Source organism: Streptomyces sp. NPDC058464 (assembly GCF_042721035.1).
GTDB lineage: Bacteria > Actinomycetota > Actinomycetes > Streptomycetales > Streptomycetaceae > Streptomyces.
The window spans coordinates 18,491-41,640 of sequence record NZ_JBHXMA010000062.1; the positions used below are offsets into that span (position 1 = coordinate 18,491).

The 23,150-nt window shown below is 69.4% G+C and carries 21 protein-coding genes; all 21 read left to right on the forward strand.

Annotated elements, in window-relative coordinates; translation table 11 throughout:
* Nucleotides 1-220 precede the first annotated feature (220 nt).
* The 21 genes from thrB (at nucleotide 221) to ACFWPQ_RS47110 (ending at nucleotide 23,087) form a co-directional block, all read left to right on the forward strand.
* Nucleotides 221-1,162, forward strand: a complete 942-nt coding sequence (thrB, locus tag ACFWPQ_RS47010) for a homoserine kinase (RefSeq protein WP_361290205.1) — start codon at nucleotides 221-223, stop codon at nucleotides 1,160-1,162.
* A gap of 403 nt (nucleotides 1,163-1,565) precedes the next feature.
* The gene (rho, locus tag ACFWPQ_RS47015; protein WP_384049952.1) at nucleotides 1,566-3,611 is read left to right on the forward strand and encodes a transcription termination factor Rho; all 2,046 of its coding nucleotides are present in this window, start codon (nucleotides 1,566-1,568) and stop codon (nucleotides 3,609-3,611) included.
* Nucleotides 3,612-4,151: 540 nt separating this feature from the next.
* Nucleotides 4,152-5,987 (forward strand): trypsin-like serine protease, encoded by a 1,836-nt coding sequence (locus ACFWPQ_RS47020; RefSeq protein WP_384049955.1) that lies wholly within the window; start codon nucleotides 4,152-4,154, stop codon nucleotides 5,985-5,987.
* A gap of 229 nt (nucleotides 5,988-6,216) precedes the next feature.
* Nucleotides 6,217-7,350, forward strand: a complete 1,134-nt coding sequence (locus ACFWPQ_RS47025) for an LCP family protein (RefSeq protein ID WP_384049958.1) — start codon at nucleotides 6,217-6,219, stop codon at nucleotides 7,348-7,350.
* Nucleotides 7,351-7,656: 306 nt separating this feature from the next.
* Entirely contained in the window at nucleotides 7,657-7,881 is a 225-nt protein-coding gene (rpmE, locus tag ACFWPQ_RS47030; protein WP_062155333.1) for a 50S ribosomal protein L31, read from the forward strand.
* Nucleotides 7,882-7,989: 108 nt separating this feature from the next.
* Nucleotides 7,990-9,066, forward strand: coding sequence for a peptide chain release factor 1 (gene prfA, locus ACFWPQ_RS47035; protein WP_384049962.1), 1,077 nt, complete (start codon nucleotides 7,990-7,992; stop codon nucleotides 9,064-9,066).
* Nucleotides 9,067-9,105: 39 nt separating this feature from the next.
* Nucleotides 9,106-9,951: a peptide chain release factor N(5)-glutamine methyltransferase gene (gene prmC / locus ACFWPQ_RS47040; protein WP_384049966.1), complete on the forward strand. Its 846-nt coding sequence runs from the start codon at nucleotides 9,106-9,108 to the stop codon at nucleotides 9,949-9,951.
* A gap of 52 nt (nucleotides 9,952-10,003) precedes the next feature.
* Nucleotides 10,004-10,651 (forward strand): L-threonylcarbamoyladenylate synthase, encoded by a 648-nt coding sequence (locus tag ACFWPQ_RS47045; RefSeq protein ID WP_350777730.1) that lies wholly within the window; start codon nucleotides 10,004-10,006, stop codon nucleotides 10,649-10,651.
* On the forward strand, nucleotides 10,648-11,331 hold the full coding sequence (locus ACFWPQ_RS47050) for a protein-tyrosine-phosphatase (protein ID WP_093499065.1): 684 nt from the start codon (nucleotides 10,648-10,650) through the stop codon (nucleotides 11,329-11,331). Before ACFWPQ_RS47045 ends, ACFWPQ_RS47050 begins: the two co-directional genes overlap by 4 nt.
* Nucleotides 11,332-11,586: 255 nt before the next feature.
* Entirely contained in the window at nucleotides 11,587-12,831 is a 1,245-nt protein-coding gene (gene glyA, locus ACFWPQ_RS47055) for a serine hydroxymethyltransferase (RefSeq protein WP_384049970.1), read from the forward strand.
* Between the two features lie 149 nt (nucleotides 12,832-12,980).
* Nucleotides 12,981-14,414, forward strand: coding sequence for an MraY family glycosyltransferase (locus ACFWPQ_RS47060; protein WP_384049973.1), 1,434 nt, complete (start codon nucleotides 12,981-12,983; stop codon nucleotides 14,412-14,414).
* Between the two features lie 301 nt (nucleotides 14,415-14,715).
* Entirely contained in the window at nucleotides 14,716-15,138 is a 423-nt protein-coding gene (locus tag ACFWPQ_RS47065; protein ID WP_384049976.1) for a hypothetical protein, read from the forward strand.
* A 225-nt stretch (nucleotides 15,139-15,363) separates the two neighbouring features.
* On the forward strand, nucleotides 15,364-16,185 hold the full coding sequence (atpB, locus tag ACFWPQ_RS47070) for a F0F1 ATP synthase subunit A (protein ID WP_384049979.1): 822 nt from the start codon (nucleotides 15,364-15,366) through the stop codon (nucleotides 16,183-16,185).
* A 72-nt stretch (nucleotides 16,186-16,257) separates the two neighbouring features.
* The gene (locus ACFWPQ_RS47075) at nucleotides 16,258-16,494 is read left to right on the forward strand and encodes an ATP synthase subunit C (RefSeq protein ID WP_043683105.1); all 237 of its coding nucleotides are present in this window, start codon (nucleotides 16,258-16,260) and stop codon (nucleotides 16,492-16,494) included.
* Between the two features lie 41 nt (nucleotides 16,495-16,535).
* Nucleotides 16,536-17,081: a F0F1 ATP synthase subunit B gene (locus ACFWPQ_RS47080; protein WP_384049983.1), complete on the forward strand. Its 546-nt coding sequence runs from the start codon at nucleotides 16,536-16,538 to the stop codon at nucleotides 17,079-17,081.
* A complete protein-coding gene (locus tag ACFWPQ_RS47085) occupies nucleotides 17,078-17,899 on the forward strand; it encodes a F0F1 ATP synthase subunit delta (RefSeq protein ID WP_384049986.1) in 822 nt (273 codons plus the stop codon). Before ACFWPQ_RS47080 ends, ACFWPQ_RS47085 begins: the two co-directional genes overlap by 4 nt.
* A gap of 134 nt (nucleotides 17,900-18,033) precedes the next feature.
* Nucleotides 18,034-19,623 (forward strand): F0F1 ATP synthase subunit alpha, encoded by a 1,590-nt coding sequence (gene atpA / locus ACFWPQ_RS47090; protein ID WP_361290243.1) that lies wholly within the window; start codon nucleotides 18,034-18,036, stop codon nucleotides 19,621-19,623.
* A gap of 21 nt (nucleotides 19,624-19,644) precedes the next feature.
* On the forward strand, nucleotides 19,645-20,565 hold the full coding sequence (locus tag ACFWPQ_RS47095; protein WP_384049990.1) for a F0F1 ATP synthase subunit gamma: 921 nt from the start codon (nucleotides 19,645-19,647) through the stop codon (nucleotides 20,563-20,565).
* Nucleotides 20,565-22,001, forward strand: a complete 1,437-nt coding sequence (gene atpD, locus ACFWPQ_RS47100; RefSeq protein ID WP_189268500.1) for a F0F1 ATP synthase subunit beta — start codon at nucleotides 20,565-20,567, stop codon at nucleotides 21,999-22,001. Before ACFWPQ_RS47095 ends, atpD begins: the two co-directional genes overlap by 1 nt.
* 134 nt (nucleotides 22,002-22,135) lie before the next feature.
* On the forward strand, nucleotides 22,136-22,510 hold the full coding sequence (locus ACFWPQ_RS47105; protein WP_361290252.1) for a F0F1 ATP synthase subunit epsilon: 375 nt from the start codon (nucleotides 22,136-22,138) through the stop codon (nucleotides 22,508-22,510).
* A 130-nt stretch (nucleotides 22,511-22,640) separates the two neighbouring features.
* Nucleotides 22,641-23,087 carry a DUF2550 domain-containing protein gene (locus tag ACFWPQ_RS47110; protein ID WP_089098752.1) on the forward strand — a complete coding sequence of 149 codons (447 nt, stop codon included), beginning with the start codon at nucleotides 22,641-22,643 and terminating at the stop codon, nucleotides 23,085-23,087.
* Nucleotides 23,088-23,150 lie beyond the last annotated feature (63 nt).

Here is a 23,150-nt window from a genome sequence, read left to right on the forward strand (position 1 = left end):
CCTACGGAGGGGGCACAGGGGGCTTACGACACGCATCGTGCGCCTCCTGTGCGCCCTATGTCGCCACAGAACCTTCCTTCGATAGGCTGTACCGAACCCGCCCGCTGCATATGCCTCCGCATATGGCGCGGTGCCGCGCCGTCTCCACGGCCCGAGGGTCCCTCACGTACCTATCGAATGTCATTCGACCATCACGCAGCTCAAGGAGAGTCATCGAGCGATGGCCGGTCCAGCGTTCCGCGCCGCCGCCGTCCGGGTGCGCGTCCCCGCCACCAGCGCCAACCTCGGCCCGGGCTTCGACGCCCTGGGCCTCGCGCTGGGGCTCTACGACGACGTCGTCGTCCGGGTGGCCGACTCAGGGCTGCACATCGACATCGCGGGGGAGGGCAGCGAGACGCTGCCGCGTGACGAGAGCCACCTCCTCGTCCGCTCCCTGCGCACCGCCTTCGACCTGCTGGGCGGACAGCCCCGCGGCCTGGAGATCGTGTGCGCCAACCGCATCCCGCACGGCCGCGGCCTCGGCTCCTCCTCCGCCGCCATCTGCGCCGGCATCGTGGCCGCACGGGCCGTGACCATAGGCGGCGAGGGCAGACTCGACGACGCCGCCCTGCTGGAGCTCGCGACCGAGATCGAGGGCCACCCCGACAACGTGGCGGCCTGCCTCCTCGGCGGCTTCACCCTCTCCTGGATGGAGGCCGGCGCCGCCCGGGCGATCAGGATGGAGCCCAACGATTCCATCGTTCCGGTGGTTTTCGTGCCCGGGAAGCCGGTCCTCACCGAGACCGCGCGCGGGCTGCTCCCGCGCACCGTGCCGCACGTCGACGCCGCCGCCAACGCGGGCCGTGCCGCGCTGCTCGTCGAGGCCCTCACCCGGCGCCCCGAGCTGCTGCTGCCCGCCACCGAGGACCGTCTGCACCAGGAGTACCGCGCCCCCGCCATGCCGGAGAGCGCCGCCCTGGTGGAGCGGCTGCGCGCCGACGGCATCCCCGCCGTGATCTCGGGTGCCGGACCCACCGTGATGGCGCTCGCCGACGTCGGCAGCGCCGACAAGGTGCAGGCCCTGGCGGGTCCGGGCTGGGCCGCCAACCGGCTCAACCTCGACGTCCAGGGTGCGAGTGTGCTTCCGCTCGCACCCGCCAATGACACTTCCAGCGACATGTGACGCGCACGATTGCCGGATTTGGAGAGGGGGAATGTTTGTTGGATCCGGTAGTGTTAACCTCAAGTCTGCACCCGACCCCACCATGGCGAGGTGCATCGTGTCCCGCTCCGGGACAGACATTCTTCCGGGAGTCTCCCAAGCCACTCAGCGTTCTGTATGACGTACCTGGGCAGTACGCCGTACCCGGGCATTGAGAGGGCCGCTGGGCCGCTCCGGAATTGGTGCTACCACGCCTCGTGACACCGGGTGCCACCGGTTGAGGAAGCGCCGTCATCAGAAGTTCTCTCCGCCGCTTAGGCGGACCACCGCCCCGGCACGGTCCACACAGCAAGGACCGAAGCCGGACAGCACAACCGGTCGCCGAGCCAGACAGGCCGACGTCCGCTCCAGGGAAGGACCCTTCGTGAGCGACACCACCGATCTGATGGGCGCACGTGTCGAGGAGACCGCTGCCGCGCCCGCCACGGACGCCTCCGCGCCTGCCACCGGTGCCGGCTCCCGGCGGCGCCGCGGTACCGGCCTCGAGGGCATGGTGCTGGCCGAGCTTCAGCAGGTCGCATCCGGCCTCGGCATCAGGGGCACCGCGCGTATGCGCAAGAGCCAGCTGATCGAGGTCATCAAGGAGGCGCAGGCCGGTGGGGCAGCCCCCGCCAAGGCCGAGACCGCCACCGAGACCAAGCCGAAGCGCCGGGCCACCTCCAAGGCCCGTACGGGCGAGGAGGCCGCCGAGAAGAAGGCGGAGCAGGCCGCCGAGGCCCCCGCCGAGAAGGCCGTGGCCCAGCAGCAGATCGAGATCCCCGGCCAGCCGGCCGGCGGTACCTCCCGCACGGGCGAGGCCGAGCGCGGCGGGGACGACGCCCCGGCCGAACGCCGCCGTCGCCGGGCCACCGCGGAGGCCGGCAGCCCCACCGCCACCGGCGCCGAGACCATCGCCGCCGAGGCGAGGACCGAGCCGAAGGCCGAGACGCCCGCGCAGCCCCAGCAGCAGGGCGAGGCCAGGGCCGACGCCGGTGACGACGGCCGTGGCCGCCGCGACCGCCGTGACCGCGGCCGCGACCGGCGCAGCAAGGGCGACGAGCAGCAGGGCGGCGGCCAGGGCGGCCAGGGCGGTCGTCAGGACCGGCAGGACCGGCAGGACCGCCAGCAGCAGCCGCAGCAGCAGGGCGGCGGCCGTCAGGACCGCAACGCCGGCCCGCAGGACGACGACGAGTTCGGTGACCGCCGTGGCCGTCGCGGCCGGTACCGGGACCGCCGTGGCCGTCGCGGACGTGACGAGATCGGCGGCGCCGAGCCGCAGGTCGCCGACGACGACGTCCTGATCCCCGTCGCGGGCATCCTCGACATCCTCGACAACTACGCGTTCATCCGGACCTCCGGCTACCTGCCCGGCCCGAACGACGTGTACGTCTCCCTCGCCCAGGTCCGCAAGAACGGCCTGCGCAAGGGCGACCACGTCACCGGCGCGGTCCGTCAGCCCAAGGAGGGCGAGCGGCGCGAGAAGTTCAACGCGCTGGTCCGCCTCGACTCCGTCAACGGCATGGCGCCCGAACACGGCCGTGGCCGCCCGGAGTTCAACAAGCTGACCCCGCTCTACCCGCAGGACCGCCTCCGCCTGGAGACGGACCCGGGCATCCTCACCACCCGCATCATCGACCTCGTCGCGCCGATCGGTAAGGGCCAGCGCGGTCTGATCGTGGCCCCGCCGAAGACCGGCAAGACCATGATCATGCAGGCCATCGCCAACGCGATCACGCACAACAACCCCGAGTGCCACCTGATGGTCGTCCTGGTCGACGAGCGTCCGGAAGAGGTCACCGACATGCAGCGGTCGGTCAAGGGCGAGGTCATCTCCTCGACCTTCGACCGCCCGGCCGAGGACCACACCACGGTCGCCGAGCTGGCGATCGAGCGTGCCAAGCGCCTGGTGGAGCTGGGCCACGACGTCGTCGTGCTGCTCGACTCGATCACGCGTCTGGGCCGTGCGTACAACCTGGCGGCGCCGGCCTCCGGCCGCATCCTGTCCGGTGGTGTCGACTCGACCGCCCTGTACCCGCCGAAGCGCTTCTTCGGTGCGGCCCGCAACATCGAGGACGGCGGCTCGCTGACCATCCTCGCCACCGCCCTGGTGGACACCGGGTCCCGCATGGACGAGGTGATCTTCGAGGAGTTCAAGGGCACCGGCAACGCCGAGCTGAAGCTCGACCGGAAGCTCGCCGACAAGCGCATCTTCCCGGCGGTGGACGTGGACGCGTCCGGCACCCGTAAGGAAGAGATCCTGCTCGGCAACGAGGAGCTGGCGGTCGTCTGGAAGCTGCGGCGCGTGCTGCACGCGCTGGACCAGCAGCAGGCGATCGAGCTGCTGCTCGACAAGATGAAGCAGACGAAGTCGAACGTCGAGTTCCTGATGCAGATCCAGAAGACGACGCCGACGCCGGGCAACGGCGACTGAGCGGAGTCGTAGAGCAAAGAAAAAGGCCGCCCCCCCGCAAGCCGCGGGGGGCGGCCTTTTGCGCTATCACGCCCAGAACATTGATTCCGGTCAGAACAATCCGGCCCTTTTTGCCGATACTTTGCCGAGGTAAAGGGGTCGGTCGCGGCAGCGGCGAACGCGGCTGGGCTCATTCTGATCGGTCGCTGCCCCGGCACTCGGCGCGACCGTTCAGCCGGCGACGGCCGGCAGCGACTTCAAGACGGACGCAGGCGCCGACTTCCATCTGCGCGGCAACGTCAACCGGACGCTGATCCAGGGCAGTTGCTGTACACCGGTACGCCCTTCGGACCCGGCGCCCACGGCTCCCGCTACGCGATGCCCTGGGCGAACCTGACCGGAGGCACCGCACGGCCGGTCACCACCTTCCCGGAACCGGGCGAAGCGCCGCTCCCCGCGTCCTGGGGGGGGCGGCGCTTCGCGTTTCCCTCTCCGATGTACGATCGCGCCCTTCGGCCAACTGGCCGATTCAGGAACTCCTGATCCCGAGGGGGGACTTAGGTGGGTACACCCACGTCCGGGAGCGGTCGCCACAGACGCCGGATACGTTTCGCGCTGCCCGTGGCCGCGGCCGGCATCGCCGCCGCCGTCACGGCGGCACTGATCTCGACCTCCGCCAGCGCGGCCACTCTGCCGACGCCGACGGCCAAGCCGGTCGTCAGCTCGCCGTCGCAGGCCACGCTGGAGCAGCGCGCCGCCGACGCCGTCGCCGCCGTCAACGGCGACACCACCACGACGAAGGCGTCGAGCAGCGGCTCCGCCGTCTCGCCGAAGATCATCGGTGGCGGTACGACCACCATCGCCTCGGCGCCCTGGATGGCCCAGCTCTGGTATTTCGACGACAAGAACACCACCAGCACCAGCGATGACGTCGGCTTCTTCTGCGGCGGCTCGGTCGTCTCGCCCACGAAGATCCTCACTGCCGCACACTGCGTCAAGGGCTTCAAGTGGAGCACCACCAAGTCCGTGGTCATCACGGGCACCGCCTCGCTGCCCACCACCAACAGCGACGGCAGTGACAACCTGCACGGCGGCACCGTCTCCGCCGTCCTGCGCCAGTGGAACCACCCGTCGTACACCGTGTCGAGCAGGGGCGTCCCCAACAACGACGTCGCCGTGCTCACCCTGGCGGCCCCGGTCAAGGCCACGCCGATCCGGCTGACGACCAACACCGACACGGCCTCCTACAAGGCGAACACCAGCGCCAAGGTCTACGGCTGGGGCCGCACCAGCTCCACCTCGGACGACATCTCCGAGACCCTGAAGACGGCCACGCTGCCCGTCCAGTCCGACACCACCTGCACGGGCGGCTACGGCAGCGACTACGTCAAGGGCCACATGGTCTGCGCCGGCAAGGCCGCCACCGGTTCCGACACCGGCACCACCTCGGCCTGCAACGGCGACTCCGGCGGCCCGCTGGTCGTCGGCGGCCGGATCGTCGGCGTGGTCTCCTGGGGCGTCGAGAACTGTGTCGCCAAGGGCGCCTACAGCGTCTTCACGAAGGTCAGCACCTACGTCGGTGCCGCCTACGCGCAGATCGCCGACAGCAACCTGAGCCTGTTCAACAACCTCAACGACGGCAAGGCCGACCTGTTCGCGCGCAAGTCGTCGACCAAGGTCGGTTACGAGCTGGACTCCAAGGGCACCTCGCTCGCCTCCCGCGCCTCCTGGGGCAACTTCAGCGGCGTCAACGTCATCCTCCAGGCCGACCTCGACCGCGACGGCTTCCAGGACCTCGTCTACCGGATGGCCTCCTCCGGTGACGTCTACTGGTACCACCTCGTGCTGAACAGCGACCAGAGCGACGGCTCCTGGACCACGACGAAGATCTTCTCCGGCTGGAAGACCCGCAAGGCGATCGTGATCCCCGGTGACCTCACCGGCGACTACCTGCCCGACGTTCTCTCCGAGGACTCCAGCGGTGTGCTGTGGCTGTACCCGGGCAAGGGCAACGGCACGTTCGCCGCCCGGGTCAAGATCGGCACCGGCTGGAGCCAGTACAACCAGCTGCGCGGTGTCGGTGACTTCAACGGCGACGGCAAGGCCGACCTGCTGGCCCGCAAGAGCAGCGGCGGCGACCTGTACCTCTACAAGGGCACCGGCAAGTCCGGCACCGGCCTCTTCTCGGCCCGGGTGAAGGTCCGTTCCGCCTGGACCGGCTTCAACACCCTCGCCGCGGTCGGCGACCTGACCGGCGACGGCAAGGCCGACCTGCTGGCCCGGACGACCGGCGGCACGCTGTACCTCTACCCGGGCACCGGCAAGGCGACCAGTGAGATCTTCGGCACAAGGAAGTCGCTCGGTACCGGTTTCCAGCAGTACGACATCTTCGGCTGACATACCTGGTGAGCGGGGGTTCGCCCCACTTGCCCGATGACGTCCGATCACTCAGTGTGCCCATCGCTCCACGCGGTGGGCACACTGCGTTGTGCAACCCTTTCCCGAGTTTCGCCGTCTGACCAGGCGGAGCGACGATGGTCCGGATAGGTGCCGATGATCCCGGTACGCCGGACCTGACCCTGAAAGCAGGGGGTAACCGAGCGGTCGTACGAGAACAGAGGAGCCCATGTCCGCCGAGAGCACGCCGGAGCCGGGCATACCCGAGGCCGGCACGAAGGGCCCGGGCCGCCGCAGCCGGGGCCGCCGCCGCAAGGCCCCCGGCAAGGGCCGCAGGGCGCTGCTCGTCACGGCCTGGACGGCGGCCGGCATCCTCGTCCTCGGCGGCACCGGTGTCGGCTACCTGTACTTCAAGCTCAACGGCAACCTCAAGACCGTCGACATCAACCAGGCGCTCGGCACCGACCGGCCCACCAAGGTCGACAACGGCTCCGAGAACATCCTGGTCCTCGGCTCCGACTCGCGCTCCGGCTCCAACAAGAAGCTCGGCGGCGGCGTGGACGACGGCAGCGCCCGGTCCGACACGGCGATGATCATCCACGTCTACAAGGGCCACAAGAAGGCCGCCGTGGTCTCCATCCCCCGGGACACCCTGATCGACCGCCCCTCCTGCACCGACGCGCAGGGCACCACCCACTCCGCCGCGACCGGGGTGATGTTCAACTCCGCGTACTCCACGGGCGGCGCGGCCTGTGCGGTCAAGACCGTCGAGTCGGTCACCGGCATCCGCATGGACCACTACCTGGAGGTCGACTTCTCGGGCTTCCAGAAGCTCGTCGACGAGCTCGGCGGGGTCGAGGTCACCACGACCAAGGCGATCGACGACCGGGAGAGCCACCTCGACCTCAAGGCCGGCACGCACACGCTGAACGGCAAGCAGGCCCTCGGGCTGGTCCGCACCCGGCACGGCGTCGGCGACGGCTCCGACCTGGGCCGCATCCAGCTCCAGCAGGCGTTCGTCAAGGCCCTCATCGACCAGGTCAAGCAGGTGGGCGTGTTCACCAGCCCCAAGAAGCTGTACGACCTGGCCGACACCGCGACGAAGACGGTCACCACCGACTCCGACATCGGCTCGGTGAACTCCCTGATCGGCTTCGCGAACGGCCTGAAGTCCATCAGCTCCAAGAACATGCACATGGTGACGATGCCGGTCGAGTACGACCCGGCGAACCCGAACCGGGTGATCGTGGCCGAGGCGAAGGCCAAGCTGGTGTGGAAGGCCCTGAAGAACGACGCGCCGATCCCGGCGTCCGCCACGAAGGGCACGGCGACGGGGCAGGCCAAGGGCGTCGTGACGTCGTAGTGCGGGCGCGGGTGAGTGGGGGCTGATCGCGCAGTTCCCCGCGCCCCTGAAGGGGCGCTCGCGCCGACGCCCCTGAAAGGGGCGCGGGGAACTGCGCGAACAACCCACGACGGCCTGCACTCGCGCACGACGAGACCGCGGAAACCCCTTGGGCGCGACCGTCCCCCGCACCCTTGGGAATACCTGGCCGCTCCCCCCGGTTTTGGGCTATGCGTCCAGCCCTGGCAGACTGGTACGTCGGCCCCGGTTCACGCCCCGCAAGCCCGCGAAGGCGACCCGGTGCCCTCCCGAAATCTAGGAGACACCTTGAAGCGCGACATCCACCCCGAGTACGTCGAGACGCAGGTCAGCTGCACCTGTGGCGCGTCGTTCACCACCCGTAGCACGATCACCAGCGGCACCATCCGTGCCGAGGTCTGCTCCGAGTGCCACCCGTTCTACACGGGCAAGCAGAAGATCCTCGACACCGGTGGCCGTGTGGCCCGCTTCGAGGCCCGCTTCGGCAAGGCTGCCGCCGGCTCCAAGAAGTAGCGAGCCCCATTTCGCCGGTCCACGGCCACGCCCCGACGAGGGCGTGCCCGGGACCGGCGTTTTTGGTCGCCCGCCTTCCCTTCCGTACGCAGTATCAGGAGCCCAAAAATGTTCGAGGCCGTCGAGGAACTCGTCGTCGAGCACGCAGACCTGGAGAAGAAGCTCGCCGACCCGTCGGTCCACGCCGACCAGGCCAACGCGCGCAAGCTGAACAAGCGCTACGCCGAACTCACCCCGATCGTCGCCACGTACCGCTCCTGGAAGCAGACCGGCGAGGACATCGAGACCGCGCGTGAACTGGCCGCCGACGACCCCGACTTCGCCGCCGAGGTCAAGGAGCTGGACAAGCAGCGCGACGAGCTCACCGAGAAGCTGCGCCTGCTGCTCGTCCCCAGGGACCCGTCCGACGACAAGGACGTCATCCTGGAGATCAAGGCGGGGGCGGGCGGCGACGAGTCCGCTCTCTTCGCCGGTGATCTGCTGCGCATGTACCTCCGCTACGCCGAGCGCGTCGGCTGGAAGACCGAGATCATCGACTCCACCGAGTCCGAGCTGGGCGGCTACAAGGACGTCCAGGTCGCCGTGAAGACCAAGGGCGGCAACGGCGCGACCGAACCCGGCCAGGGCGTCTGGGCACGGCTGAAGTACGAGGGCGGTGTGCACCGCGTGCAGCGTGTCCCCGCGACCGAGTCGCAGGGCCGGATCCATACTTCTGCGGCCGGTGTCCTTGTCACGCCGGAGGCGGAGGAGGTCGACGTCGAGATCAACCCGAACGACCTCCGCATCGACGTCTACCGCTCCTCCGGGCCCGGCGGGCAGTCCGTCAACACCACCGACTCCGCCGTGCGCATCACGCACATCCCCACCGGAGTCGTCGCCTCCTGCCAGAACGAGAAGAGCCAGCTGCAGAACAAGGAGCAGGCCTTGCGTATCCTGCGCTCCAGGCTGCTCGCCGCGGCGCAGGAGGAGGCGGAGAAGGAAGCCGCCGACGCCCGCCGCAGCCAGGTCCGCACCGTCGACCGCTCCGAGAAGATCCGCACGTACAACTTCCCGGAGAATCGCCTCTCGGACCACCGCGTGGGCTTCAAGGCGTACAACCTGGACCAGGTCCTGGACGGCGACCTCGACGCGGTGATCCAGGCCTGCGTCGACGCGGACTCGGCCGCCAAGCTCGCGGCCGCGTAAGGCCGTACGCACGCACGAGTTACGACACGGAGGACCAGCGTGAACCTGCTGCTCGCGGAGGTGGCACAGGCCACCCAGCGGCTGGCCGACGCCGGCGTGCCCTCGCCGCGCACCGACGCGGAGGAGCTCGCCGCGTTCGTGCACGGCGTGAAGCGGGGCGCGCTGCACTCCGTCAAGGACTCGGACTTCGACGCCCGCTACTGGGAGGTCATCGCCCGCCGGGAGCAGCGCGAGCCGCTCCAGCACATCACCGGGCGGGCGTATTTCCGGTACCTCGAACTCCAGGTGGGGCCGGGAGTGTTCGTGCCGCGGCCGGAGACCGAGTCGGTGGTCGGCTGGGCCATAGACGCGGTGCGCGCCATGGACGTGGTCGAGCCCCGCATCGTCGACCTGTGCACCGGTTCCGGCGCGATCGCGCTCGCCCTCGCCCAGGAGGTCCCGCGCTCGCGCGTGCACGCCGTGGAGCTGTCCGAGGAGGCGCTCCGGTGGACCCGCAAGAACATGGCGGACTCCAGGGTCGACCTGCGCCAGGGAAACGCCCTGGACGCCTTCCACGACCTCGACGGCCATGTCGACCTGGTCATCTCCAACCCTCCGTACATCCCGCTCACCGAGTGGGAGTACGTCGCCCCCGAGGCCCGCGACTACGACCCGGAGCTGGCCCTGTTCTCCGGCGAGGACGGCCTGGACCTGATCCGGGGCATCGAACGCACCGCGCACCGGCTGCTGCGCCCCGGGGGTGTCGTCGTCATCGAGCACGCCGACACCCAGGGCGGCCAGGTGCCGTGGATCTTCACCGAGGAGCGGGGCTGGGCCGACGCGGCCGACCACCCGGACCTCAACAACCGCCCCCGCTTCGCGACCGCCCGCAAGGCGCTGCCGTGAGCACCCCGCAGACTCCCTTCCAGATGTACGTGTACGAGGAGGCCCGCTAGACATGGCACGGCGATACGACACCAATGACGCGACCGACCGCGTGACGGGTCTGCGCGAGGCCGCGTCCGCCGTCCGCCGGGGCGAACTGGTGGTGCTGCCGACCGACACGGTGTACGGCATCGGCGCCGACGCGTTCACCTCGGAGGCGGTCGCCGACCTCCTCGACGCCAAGGGCCGGGGCCGCAACATGCCCACCCCCGTGCTGATCGGGTCCCCGAACACGCTCCACGGTCTCGTCACCGACTTCTCCGAGCTGGCCTGGGAGCTGGTCGACGCGTTCTGGCCGGGCGCCCTCACCCTGGTCGCCAAGCACCAGCCGTCCCTGCAGTGGGACCTGGGCGACACCCGCGGCACGGTCGCCGTGCGCATGCCCCTGCACCCCGTCGCCATCGAGCTGCTCACCGAGGTCGGCCCGATGGCCGTCTCCTCCGCCAACCTCACCGGCCACCCGTCCCCGGAGACCTGTGACGCCGCGCAGGAGATGCTCGGCGACTCCGTCTCCGTGTACCTCGACGGCGGCCCGACCCCCGGCAACGTCCCCTCGTCGATCGTCGACGTCACCCGCGAAGTTCCGTTGCTGCTGCGCGCGGGCGCGATCTCGGCGGAGGAGCTGCGGAAGGTCGTACCCGACCTCGAGGTGGCGAATTGACAGCCCCTGACGCGGGGCGTGGCATAGGCAACGGGGAAAGCGCGGCGGAGATCACGACGACGTTCGTGGGGCTGCCGCGTGACAGCTTCCGCATCCTCCACGTCAGCACCGGCAACGTGTGCCGCTCGCCGATCACCGAGCGGCTGACCCGCCATCTCGTGACGGACCGGCTCGGCGCCTTCCTCGGCGGCGGGCTGGTCGTGGAGAGCGCGGGCACCTGGGGCCACGAGGGCGCGCCCATGGAGGCCAACGCGGAGGCCGTCCTCGCCGACTTCGGGGCGGACGCCTCCGGCTTCGTGGGCCGCGAACTGCTCGACGAGCACGTGATCCGGGCCGACCTGGTCCTGACCGCCACCCGTGACCACCGCGCCCAGGTCATCTCCATGGGCCACTCGGCGGGCCTGCGCACCTTCACGCTGAAGGAGTTCACCCGGCTGGTCCGCGCGATAGACCCGGCGACCCTGCCGCCGACGTCGGAAGGCGTGGTCGTCCGGGCGCGTGCGCTGGTCCGTGCGGCGGCGGCCCTCCGCGGCTGGCTCCTGGCCCCCACGGCCGAGGCGGACGAGGTCTACGACCCCTACGGCGCCCCGCTGCCGTTCTTCCAGTCCATCGGCGACGAGATACACGAGGCCCTGGACCCGGTGGTCACGGCGCTGACCGGGGTACCGGCGCGGATGTGACCGGGCGTCTCTCACATCGGCCTGCGGAACGCCTGCCCACGGCGGTAGCCATGGCGGGCGCCCGGGGCGAAGCGCCCCGTAAGGGGCGCGGGGAACTGCGCGAGCAACCCCCACGCACCCGCAGCCGCGCGACCGGCCGCAACCACCCCTCCGGTGGCGCAACCCCGGAGCCACGGTCGTACGCGTAAACCGCGCGACCACCCCATACCGGGCCTACATTGGTCATACGTCACCGTCGACCGCCCGGAGCCTGTCATGTCGGTCACCCCTGCCCTCCTCGAGGGCGATCTGCTGCGGCGGCAGGACCCGGAGCTGGCGGAGATCCTGCTCGGAGAGCTGACGCGGCAGTCGACGTCGCTGCAGCTGATCGCCGCCGAGAACTTCACCTCCCCGGCCGTGCTGGCCGCGCTGGGATCGCCGCTCGCCAACAAGTACGCCGAGGGGTATCCGGGCGCCCGGCACCACGGCGGCTGCGAGATCGTGGACGTCGCCGAGCGGCTCGCCGTCGACCGGGCCAAGGCGCTGTTCGGCGCCGCGCACGCCAATGTGCAGTCCCATTCGGGGTCGTCGGCCGTGCTGGCCGCGTATGCCGCGCTGCTGCGGCCCGGGGACACCGTGCTGGCCCTGGGGCTGCCCTACGGCGGCCATCTCACGCACGGCTCGCCGGCCAACTTCTCCGGCCGCTGGTTCGACTTCGTGGGGTACGGGGTGGACGCGGAGAGCGGACTCATCGACTACGACCAGGTGCGGGCGCTGGCGCGCAGCCATCGGCCCAAGGCGATCGTGTGCGGGTCGATCGCCTATCCCCGGCACATCGACTACGCCTTCTTCCGCGAGGTCGCCGACGAGGTGGGCGCCTACCTGATCGCCGACGCCGCCCATCCCATCGGGCTCGTCGCCGGGGGAGCGGCACCCAACCCGGTGCCGTACGCCGACGTGGTGTGCGCGACGACACACAAGGTGCTGCGCGGGCCGCGCGGCGGGATGCTGCTGAGCGGTTCCCCGGAGCTGGCCGAGCGGCTCGACCGGGCGGTGTTCCCGTTCACCCAGGGCGGCGCGCAGATGCACACCATCGCCGCGAAGGCGGTCGCGTTCGGGGAGGCGGCAACACCGGCGTTCACCGCGTACGCCCATCAGGTGGTCGCCAATGCGAGGGTTCTCGCGGCCGGCCTCGAGGAGGCGGGGCTGGCCGTCACCACGGGCGGCACGGACACCCATCTGATCACCGTCGACCCGGCACCCCTCGGGGCCGAGGGGAAGGCGGCCCGGGGACGGCTCGCGGCCGCCGGGATCGTCCTCGACTGCTGCGCGCTGCCGCACGGGGACGCGCGGGGGCTGCGGCTGGGCACCGCCGCCGTGACCACGCAGGGCATGGGGAGGACGGAGATGGCCCGGATCGCGGTACTGCTGGCCGGCGTGGTGAGCGGTGTCACTGACCCGGGGAGGGCGCGTGACGAGGTGCGTGAGCTCACCGGTAGATTTCCGCCGTACCCCGGGTGAGACGGGGCAGGCGCAGCGTCGTACACCCGTTGTAAGCCCGGCTCACAGCCATCCGTGCAACCATCGTCGCTACCCGGAAGTCCCCATACATATGCGTCCCTCGCTAGGGTGTGGGGCTGTGATGGCCAGCGAGACATGTGGGGAAGCCTGTGCGTGAATACCTGCTGACGCTCTGCATCACGGCCGCGGTGACCTACCTGCTGACAGGGCCGGTACGGAAGTTCGCGATCGTGGCGGGGGCCATGCCGGAGATCCGGGCACGTGACGTGCACCGGGAGCCCACTCCGCGGCTCGGCGGGATCGCGATGTTCTTCGGCCTGTGCGCGGGGCTGCTGGTCGCCGACCACATGTCCAACCTGAACGAGGTCTTCGAGAACTCGAACGAGCCGCGGGCGCTGCTCTCCGGCGCGGCCCTGATCTGGCTGATCGGTGTGCTCGACGACAAGTTCGAGATCGACGCGCTGATCAAGCTGGGCGGTCAGATGATCGCCGCGGGCGTCATGGTCATGCAGGGTCTGACGATCCTGTGGCTGCCGGTGCCGCTCGTCGGCACGGTGGCGCTGACCCCGTGGCAGGGCACCCTGCTGACGGTGGCCCTGGTGGTCATCACCATCAACGCGGTGAACTTCGTCGACGGCCTGGACGGCCTGGCCTCCGGCATGGTGTGCATCGCGGCCGCGGCGTTCTTCATGTACGCCTACCGGATCTGGTACTCGTACGGCATCGAGGCCGCCGCCCCGGCGACGCTGTTCTCGGCGATCCTGATGGGCATGTGCCTGGGCTTCCTGCCGCACAACATGCACCCTGCCCGGATCTTCATGGGCGACTCCGGGTCGATGCTGATCGGCCTGGTGCTGGCCGCCGGCGCGATCTCGGTCACGGGCCAGGTCGACCCGGACGCGATGAAGCTGTTCGCCGGGTCCGAGCGCAACACCGTCCACCAGATGGTGCCGGTCTACATCCCGCTGCTGCTGCCGCTGACCATCATCGCGGTGCCGGCCGCCGACCTGGTGCTGGCGATCGTGCGGCGCACCTGGCGCGGCCAGTCGCCGTTCGCGGCGGACCGCGGGCATCTGCACCACCGGCTGCTGGAAGTCGGCCACTCGCACAGCAGGGCCGTGCTGATCATGTACTTCTGGGCGGCCCTGATCGCCTTCGGTGCGCTGGCCTACTCCGTGAACTCCGCGTCCATGTGGATCGTGCTCGGTGTGGTGTTCCTCAGCGCGATCGGCCTGGGGCTGCTCCTGCTGCCGCGGTTCACGCCGCGGGCCCCGATGTGGGCGCAGGCCTTCGTGCCGCCCCGCTACCGGCGCCGCGGGACCGTCCAGCCGGCCGTGGAGCCGACCACGGAGCCGGTGCCGGCGACTGTCCCGGCGGCGGACTCCGTCGAGCCGGAGGAGCCGGAGGAGCCGGAGAAGCCGAGCGACGAGCACCGCTCCCCGGTGACCGCCGGAGCGGCCTCGGTGAACGGCGCGACAGGGCCCTCGATGAACGGTGCGACGGGGCCCTCGGTGAACGGTGCGACCGCCATCGGCGCCCGTTCGCGCTTCCTGGACCGGCGCACCTCCGAGACGTCCCGCTGACGCCGCCAAGGTAAGAATCTGACTAGAGCATTGCCAAGTCGTGGGGGACCAAAGCCCCCCAATACCAGACACAACGGCTCGGTTTTCGCTCAGACGCGCAGGTTCACTCTCATGTGTGACAGCGAGCACACCTACCAGGTAAAGACCTCATCAAATAGTTTGTGATACGGTTCACGAGAACCCCGGACAGAGTCGAAGGACCCGACTGCGACGGTCCGTCAGCGTGAGGTCTTCGACCCTCCGACCGGGACTACGCTCGTCCATGACGACACCTGCCCCCTGTGAAAGCGGAGTTGCCGCCATGCCGTCCAATGACGCCCGGATCCTGGCCCAGGCCGCCGTACCCACGGCTGCCGTCGGCGTGCTCGCCGCCGTCGTCAGCGGCGTGGTCGCGGGCGGCAAGGGGGCGATCGGGGCGATCGTTGCGACGCTGGTGGTGATCCTCTTCATGGGGATCGGCCTCTACGTCCTGCAGCGCACCGCCAAGTCGTTTCCCCACCTGTTCCAGGCCATGGGGCTGATGCTCTACACGGCGCAGTTGCTGTTGCTCTTCGTCTTCGTCGCCGCATTCAAGAACACCACGCTGTTCAACCCCCGGGCCTTCGCCGTCACGCTGGTGGCCTGCACCCTGGCGTGGATCGCCGCCCAGGCGCGTGCCCACATGACTGCCAAGGTCCTCTACGTCGAGCCCGAGAAGTCCGAGAAGTCCGGACAATCGTCGTGAGGGGTAGGGCCGGGATAAAGGCGTACGAGAGATGCTGCTATCGTCCGGTGCCAACTGCGGCATCGCGGGCGCGGGCATCTGAGCTGACGCCTGCTCAATCGCGAGGCGAGATGCCCCCCAGCCGCCCCCACATCCGTAACACCAGTCCCGTGCCGAACCGCGGCCCTGCGCCGCGCCGACACAACGAGGTTGCCGTACCTATGCGCCACGCTGAAGGAGCCCGCGGTGAGTGCTGACCCGACGCAGGTGCTCGCCTTCGAGACCGACTGCCACATTTTCGCCAACTGTGGCTTCCCCGCTCCGGGCCTGCACTCGTTCCTGTTCAAGCCCCTCTGGGGCGACGGCGACAGCAACCTGTATTTCAACAAGACGATGCTGCTGGCGCTGCTCGGCTCGATCGTGGTCGTCGGCTTCTTCTTCGCCGCCTTCCGTAAGCCGAAGGTCGTCCCCGGCAAGCTGCAGATGGTGGCCGAGTCGGGTTACGACTTCATCCGTCGCGGCGTCGTCTACGAGACGATCGGCAAGAAGGAAGGCGAGAAGTACGTACCGCTGGTCGTCTCGCTGTTCTTCTTCATCTGGATGATGAACCTCTGGTCGATCATTCCGCTCGCCCAGTTCCCGGTGACGGCGATCATCTCCTACCCGGCCGTCCTGGCGGCCATCGTCTACTTCCTGTGGGTCTCGCTGACCTTCAAGCGGCATGGATTCGTCGGTGCCTTCAAGAACTTCACCGGCTATGACAAGTCGCTCGGCCCGGTTCTCCCGCTGGCCATGTTCATCGAGTTCCTCTCGAACCTGATCGTCCGGCCCTTCACGCACGCGGTGCGACTGTTCGCGAACATGTTCGCGGGCCACACGCTGCTGCTGCTGTTCACGATCGCCAGCTGGTACCTGCTCAACGGCATCGGGATCGCCTACGCGGGTGTCTCGTTCATCATGGTGATCGTCATGACGGCCTTCGAGCTGTTCATCCAGGCCCTGCAGGCGTATGTGTTCGTACTCCTGACCTGCAGCTTCATCCAGGGCGCGCTCGCCGAGCACCACTGAGCGCCTCGCACCCCACCCCCTAGCCGTCCGGTGGTCAACCCCCGCCGGCATCAGAAAAAAGAAGGAAGAATCATGGCTGCCACTGAGACCCTTGCCGCTGTCTCCGGCTCGCTCGGCTCCATCGGTTACGGCCTCGCTGCCATTGGCCCCGGCGTCGGCGTCGGCATCATCTTCGGCAACGGCACCCAGGCGCTGGCCCGTCAGCCCGAGGCGGCCGGTCTGATCCGTGCCAACCAGATCCTCGGCTTCGCCTTCTGTGAGGCGCTTGCCCTCATCGGCCTGGTCATGCCGTTCGTCTACGGCACCTGATCAGCCGATCAGCGACAGCCCCCTAGACGAAAGGCACTGACATGAGCCAGCTGCTCATTCTGGCGGCCGAGGAGACGGAGAATCCCCTCGTCCCGCCGATCCCAGAGCTCGTCATCGGCCTGATCGCCTTCGTCATCGTCTTCGGCTTCCTCGCCTGGAAGCTCCTTCCGAACATCAACAAGGTTCTGGAGCAGCGCCGCGAGGCGATCGAGGGCGGTATCGAGAAGGCCGAGGCCGCGCAGACCGAGGCCCAGAGCGTCCTTGAGCAGTACAAGGCGCAGCTGGCCGAGGCCCGCCACGAGGCCGCGCGCCTGCGCCAGGAGGCTCAGGAGCAGGGCGCCACGCTCATCGCCGAGATGCGCGCCGAGGGCCAGCGGCAGCGTGAGGAGATCGTCGCCGCCGGTCACGCGCAGATCGAGGCCGACCGCAAGTCCGCCGCGCAGGCACTCCGTCAGGACGTCGGCCACCTGGCCACCGACCTGGCCGGCAAGCTCGTCGGCGAGTCTCTTGAGGACCACGCCCGGCAGAGCCGTGTGATCGACCGCTTCCTCGACGAGCTCGAGGAGAAGGCCGAGGCGGCTCGATGACAGCGCACGGAGCGAGCCGCGGAGCCGCGGCAGCCGCACGTGAGCGTCTCGACGCGCTGACGGACTCCACGTCCGTGGACGCGACGCGGCTCGCCGACGAGCTGGCGGCCGTCACCGCGCTGCTCGACCGCGAGGGAGGCCTGCGCCGGGTCCTCACCGACCCGGCCCAGGCCGGCGAGGCGAAGGCCGAGCTGGTCCGGCGCCTGATCGGCGGCCAGGTCTCCGAGACCACCGCCGACCTGGTGAGCGGCCTGGTCCGCTCCCGCTGGTCGCAGCCCCGCGACCTGGTGGACGCGTTGGAGGAGCTGGCGAACACCGCCGACCTCACGGGCGCGGAGAAGTCCGGCACGCTGGACGACGCCGAGGACGAGCTGTTCCGGTTCGGCCGGATCGTCTCCTCCAGCACCGGGCTGCGCGCCGCGCTGACCGACCGCAAGGCCACCGTCGCCGCGAAGACCGAGCTGCTGCACCGGCTGCTCGGCGGCCGCGCCAAGCCGGTCACCGAGCGTCTGGTCACGCGCCTTGTGACCGTGCCGCGGGGACGTAGCCTGGAAGCGGGCCTGGAGGCCCTGTCCAAGCTGGCCGCGGACCGTCGCAGCCGTGTCGTCGCCGTCGTCACCTCGGCGGTGCCGCTGAGCGAGCCGCAGAAGCAGCGCCTGGGCGCCGCCCTCGCGAAGCTCTACGGCCGCACGATGCACCTCAACCTCGACGTCGACCCCGCGGTCGTCGGCGGGATCCGGGTGCAGGTCGGTGACGAGGTCATCAACGGTTCCATCGCGGACCGGCTGGAGGACGCGGCCCGCCGCATGGCGAGCTAGCACCTCGGTAGTCGAGAACAAGCAGTACGTACTTACGACGGCCCGGGTTGGGCCGTACAAGAAGAATCCCTGGGGGTCGCCCCCAGACCCCCCAAGTGAAACTTCGGGCCCAACAAGGAGAGCAGGGAACCCAGATGGCGGAGCTCACGATCCGGCCGGAGGAGATCCGGGACGCGCTGGAGAACTTCGTCCAGTCGTACAAGCCGGACGCGGCCTCGCGCGAGGAGGTCGGTACGGTCACCCTTGCCGGCGACGGCATCGCGAAGGTCGAGGGCCTCCCCTCGGCCATGGCCAACGAACTGCTGAAGTTCGAGGACGGCACCCTCGGCCTCGCGCTCAACCTGGAAGAGCGCGAGATCGGCGCCATCGTCCTCGGCGAGTTCAGCGGCATCGAGGAGGGGCAGCCGGTGCAGCGCACCGGTGAGGTCCTCTCCGTCGCGGTGGGCGAGGGCTACCTCGGCCGCGTCGTCGACCCGCTCGGCAACCCGATCGACGGCCTCGGCGAGATCGAGACGTCCGGCCGCCGCGCCCTGGAGCTGCAGGCTCCCGGCGTCATGGCCCGTAAGTCGGTGCACGAGCCGATGGAGACCGGCTACAAGGCCGTCGACGCGATGACCCCGGTCGGCCGCGGCCAGCGTCAGCTGATCATCGGTGACCGCCAGACCGGCAAGACCGCCCTGGCCGTCGACACGATCATCAACCAGCGCGACAACTGGCGCTCGGGCGACCCGAAGAAGCAGGTCCGCTGCGTCTACGTCGCCATCGGCCAGAAGGGCTCGACCATCGCCTCCGTGCGTGGTGCGCTCGAAGAGGCCGGCGCCCTTGAGTACACGACCATCGTCGCCGCCCCGGCGTCCGACCCGGCCGGCTTCAAGTACCTGGCGCCGTACACCGGCTCGGCCATCGGCCAGCACTGGATGTACGACGGCAAGCACGTCCTCATCATCTTCGACGACCTCTCGAAGCAGGCCGACGCCTACCGCGCCGTCTCCCTGCTGCTGCGCCGCCCGCCGGGCCGTGAGGCCTACCCGGGTGACGTCTTCTACCTGCACTCCCGTCTGCTGGAGCGCTGCGCCAAGCTCTCCGACGACATGGGCGCCGGCTCGATGACCGGTCTGCCGATCGTCGAGACCAAGGCCAACGACGTCTCGGCGTTCATCCCGACCAACGTCATCTCCATCACCGACGGCCAGTGCTTCCTGGAGTCGGACCTGTTCAACGCCGGTCAGCGCCCCGCGCTGAACGTCGGTATCTCCGTCTCCCGAGTCGGCGGTTCCGCGCAGCACAAGGCGATGAAGCAGGTCTCCGGCCGTCTCCGTCTGGACCTCGCCCAGTACCGCGAGCTGGAGGCGTTCGCCGCCTTCGGTTCCGACCTGGACGCCGCGTCGAAGTCGCAGCTGGAGCGTGGTCAGCGACTGGTCGAGCTGCTCAAGCAGGCTCAGTACCAGCCGATGTCGACCGAGGACCAGGTCGTCTCCGTGTGGGCCGGTACCACCGGCAAGATGGACGACGTCCCGGTCACCGACATCCGCCGCTTCGAGAAGGAGCTCCTGGAGTACCTGCACCGCAAGGAGCAGGGCCTCATGACCTCCATCAAGGAGGGCGGCAAGATGTCGGACGACACCCTCACCGCTGTTGCCGACGCCATCGCCGACTTCAAGAAGCAGTTCGAGACCTCGGACGGCAAGCTTCTCGGCGAGGACGCCCCGGCCGCGGCCAAGTGACGTAAGGAAGGGACCTGACTCATGGGAGCCCAGCTCCGGGTCTACAAGCGTCGCATCCGATCCGTCACCGCGACCAAGAAGATCACCAAGGCGATGGAGATGATCGCCGCCTCGCGTGTCGTCAAGGCGCAGCGCAAGGTGCGGGCCTCCGCGCCGTACGCGACCGAGCTCACCCGCGCGGTCACGGCGGTCGGTACCGGGTCGAACACCAAGCACCCCCTGACCACCGAGGCGGAGACGCCGACCCGTTCCGCGGTGCTGCTCCTCACGAGCGACCGCGGTCTGGCCGGCGCCTTCAACTCCAACGCCATCAAGGCCGCCGAGCTGCTGACGGCGCGCCTTGAGGCGGAGGGCAAGGAGGTCGACACGTACATCGTCGGCCGCCGCGGTCTGGCCCACTACAACTTCCGCGAGCGCAAGGTCGTGGAGTCGTGGGCGGGCTTCACCGACGAGCCCTCGTACGCGGACGCCAAGAAGGTCGCGGCGCCGCTGATCGAGGCCATCGAGACCGAGGCGGCGGACGGCGGGGTGGACGAACTCCACATCGTCTTCACCGAGTTCGTGTCGATGATGACGCAGACGGCGCTCGACGACCGGCTGCTGCCGCTCAGCCTCGACGAGGTAGCGGAGGAGGGCGCCGCCAAGGGCGACGAGATCCTTCCGCTGTACGACTTCGAGCCCTCGGCGGAGGACGTCCTCGACGCCCTGCTGCCGCGCTATGTGGAGAGCCGTATCTACAACGCGCTGCTCCAGTCGGCGGCTTCGAAGCACGCTGCCACGCGGCGTGCGATGAAGTCGGCCACCGACAACGCGGGCGAGCTGATCAACACGCTCTCCCGTCTTGCCAACGCGGCCCGCCAGGCCGAAATCACCCAGGAAATCAGCGAGATCGTCGGTGGCGCCAGCGCCCTGGCCGACGCGACCGCGGGGAGTGACCGCTAATGACCACCACTGTTGAGACCGCGACGGCCACGGGCCGCGTCGCCCGGGTCATCGGCCCGGTCGTCGACGTGGAGTTCCCCGTCGACGCGATGCCGGACATCTACAACGCCCTTCACGTCGAGGTGGCCGACCCGGCCAACGCCGGCGAGAAGAAGACGCTGACCCTGGAGGTCGCCCAGCACCTGGGTGACGGCCTGGTCCGCACCATCTCCATGCAGCCCACCGACGGTCTGGTCCGCCAGGCCCCGGTCACCGACACCGGCGACGGCATCACCGTCCCGGTCGGCGACTTCACCAAGGGCAAGGTGTTCAACACCCTCGGTGAGGTGCTGAACGTCGACGAGCAGTACGAGGGCGAGCGCTGGTCCATCCACCGCAAGGCCCCGAACTTCGACGAGCTCGAGTCGAAGACCGAGATGTTCGAGACCGGCGTCAAGGTCATCGACCTGCTCACCCCGTACGTCAAGGGTGGCAAGATCGGTCTGTTCGGCGGTGCCGGCGTCGGCAAGACGGTGCTCATCCAGGAGATGATCTACCGCGTCGCCAACAACCACGACGGTGTCTCCGTGTTCGCCGGTGTCGGCGAGCGCACCCGTGAGGGCAACGACCTCATCGAGGAGATGGCCGACTCGGGCGTCATCGACAAGACCGCGCTTGTCTTCGGCCAGATGGACGAGCCCCCGGGCACCCGTCTGCGCGTGGCCCTCGCGGGTCTGACCATGGCGGAGTACTTCCGCGATGTGCAGAAGCAGGACGTGCTGTTCTTCATCGACAACATCTTCCGCTTCACGCAGGCCGGTTCCGAGGTCTCCACGCTGCTCGGCCGGATGCCCTCCGCGGTGGGCTACCAGCCGAACCTGGCCGACGAGATGGGTCTCCTCCAGGAGCGCATCACCTCGACCCGCGGTCACTCGATCACCTCGATGCAGGCGATCTACGTCCCCGCGGACGACCTGACCGACCCGGCCCCGGCCACCACCTTCGCCCACCTCGACGCGACGACGGTGCTCTCCCGTCCGATCTCGGAGAAGGGCATCTACCCGGCCGTGGACCCGCTGGACTCCACGTCCCGGATCCTGGACCCGCGCTACATCGCGGCGGACCACTACAACACCGCCATGCGTGTGAAGACGGTCCTCCAGAAGTACAAGGACCTCCAGGACATCATCGCGATCCTCGGTATCGACGAGCTGGGCGAGGAGGACAAGCTCACCGTCCACCGCGCCCGTCGCGTGGAGCGCTTCCTGTCCCAGAACACCCACGTCGCCAAGCAGTTCACCGGCGTCGACGGGTCGGACGTCCCGCTGGACGAGTCGATCGCCGCGTTCAACGCGATCATCGACGGCGAGTACGACCACTTCCCGGAGCAGGCGTTCTTCCTGTGCGGTGGCATCGAGGACCTCAAGGCCAACGCCAAGGAGCTGGGCGTCTCCTGAACTCCCTGAGTTCTTCCGAACTCATTGCGTTCTTCGTGTGAGGGGGCGGGCGCGTCCCGCCCCCTCACGCACGCCTACTAGAATTGACCCCAACACCCGGCACCCCTGCCGGGTGGTGACCCGAGGAGCCACCCTTGGCTGCTGAGCTGCACGTCGAGCTCGTCGCCGCGGACCGCCAGGTCTGGTCCGGCGAGGCCACCCTGGTCGTCGCGCGCACCACGTCCGGCGACATCGGCGTCATGCCCGGTCACCAGCCGCTGCTCGGTGTGCTGGAGTCGGGCCCGGTGACCATCCGTACGAGTGATGGTGGAACGGTCGTCGCCGCGGTGCACGGCGGTTTCATCTCGTTCGCGGACAACAAGCTCTCCCTGCTGGCCGAGACCGCCGAACTGTCGGACGAGATCGATGTCCAGCGCGAGGAGCGTGAGCTGGAGCGCGCGAAGGCGGCGGGCGACGCCACCGCAGAGCGGCGCGCCGACGTCCGTCTGCGGGCGGCGACATCCCGCTGACACACTGCGCGTATGCGTTGACGTAACTCAGCCGCGGCTGGGGCCGGAGCCATTCCGGACCCAGCCGCGGCTGAGGTAGATCTGGGTCTTTTTACGTTCCATTACCTAGGAGACGAGGAGGTCGGTGCCGATGGTCCTCGCTCTGACTGTGGCCGGAATCGTGGTCGCGCTGGTGGTGGTGGGACTCTTCCTGTTCGGCCTGCGCCGCAGACTGATCCAGCGCTCCGGCGGCACCTTCGACTGTTCCCTGCGCTGGGAGGTCCCCGAGAAGACGGACACCAGCGGCAAGGGCTGGAGCTACGGCGTCGCCCGCTACAACGGCGACAGCGTCGAGTGGTACCGCGTCTTCTCCTACGCCTACCGCCCCCGCCGGGTCCTGGAACGCGACCGGATCGAGGTGGCCGGCCGCCGGCTCCCCGAGGGCGAGGAGGAGCTGGCCCTGCTCTCCGACGCCGTCATCCTCGCCTGCACCCACCGCGGCACCCGCCTGGAACTCGCCATGAGCGAGGACGCCCTGACCGGCTTCCTCGCCTGGCTGGAGGCGGCCCCGCCGGGGCAGAGGGTCAACGTCGCCTGACCGCGGGGGTCCGCGGGAAACACCGTCGCGGACGGCCCGGAGGCCGCCCGCGACGGGGTGGGG

Coding starts and splice junctions, on each gene's coding strand:
- prfA (WP_384049962.1), top strand. CDS start 7,990: ATGTTCGAGGCCGTCGAGGAACTCGTCGTCGAGCACGCAGACCTGGAG.
- ACFWPQ_RS47065 (WP_384049976.1), top strand. CDS start 14,716: ATGCCGTCCAATGACGCCCGGATCCTGGCCCAGGCCGCCGTACCCACG.
- ACFWPQ_RS47110 (WP_089098752.1), top strand. CDS start 22,641: ATGGTCCTCGCTCTGACTGTGGCCGGAATCGTGGTCGCGCTGGTGGTG.
- ACFWPQ_RS47075 (WP_043683105.1), top strand. CDS start 16,258: ATGGCTGCCACTGAGACCCTTGCCGCTGTCTCCGGCTCGCTCGGCTCC.
- ACFWPQ_RS47045 (WP_350777730.1), top strand. CDS start 10,004: ATGGCACGGCGATACGACACCAATGACGCGACCGACCGCGTGACGGGT.
- atpD (WP_189268500.1), top strand. CDS start 20,565: ATGACCACCACTGTTGAGACCGCGACGGCCACGGGCCGCGTCGCCCGG.
- ACFWPQ_RS47085 (WP_384049986.1), top strand. CDS start 17,078: ATGACAGCGCACGGAGCGAGCCGCGGAGCCGCGGCAGCCGCACGTGAG.
- thrB (WP_361290205.1), top strand. CDS start 221: ATGGCCGGTCCAGCGTTCCGCGCCGCCGCCGTCCGGGTGCGCGTCCCC.
- ACFWPQ_RS47095 (WP_384049990.1), top strand. CDS start 19,645: ATGGGAGCCCAGCTCCGGGTCTACAAGCGTCGCATCCGATCCGTCACC.
- ACFWPQ_RS47080 (WP_384049983.1), top strand. CDS start 16,536: ATGAGCCAGCTGCTCATTCTGGCGGCCGAGGAGACGGAGAATCCCCTC.
- ACFWPQ_RS47025 (WP_384049958.1), top strand. CDS start 6,217: ATGTCCGCCGAGAGCACGCCGGAGCCGGGCATACCCGAGGCCGGCACG.
- glyA (WP_384049970.1), top strand. CDS start 11,587: ATGTCGGTCACCCCTGCCCTCCTCGAGGGCGATCTGCTGCGGCGGCAG.
- atpA (WP_361290243.1), top strand. CDS start 18,034: ATGGCGGAGCTCACGATCCGGCCGGAGGAGATCCGGGACGCGCTGGAG.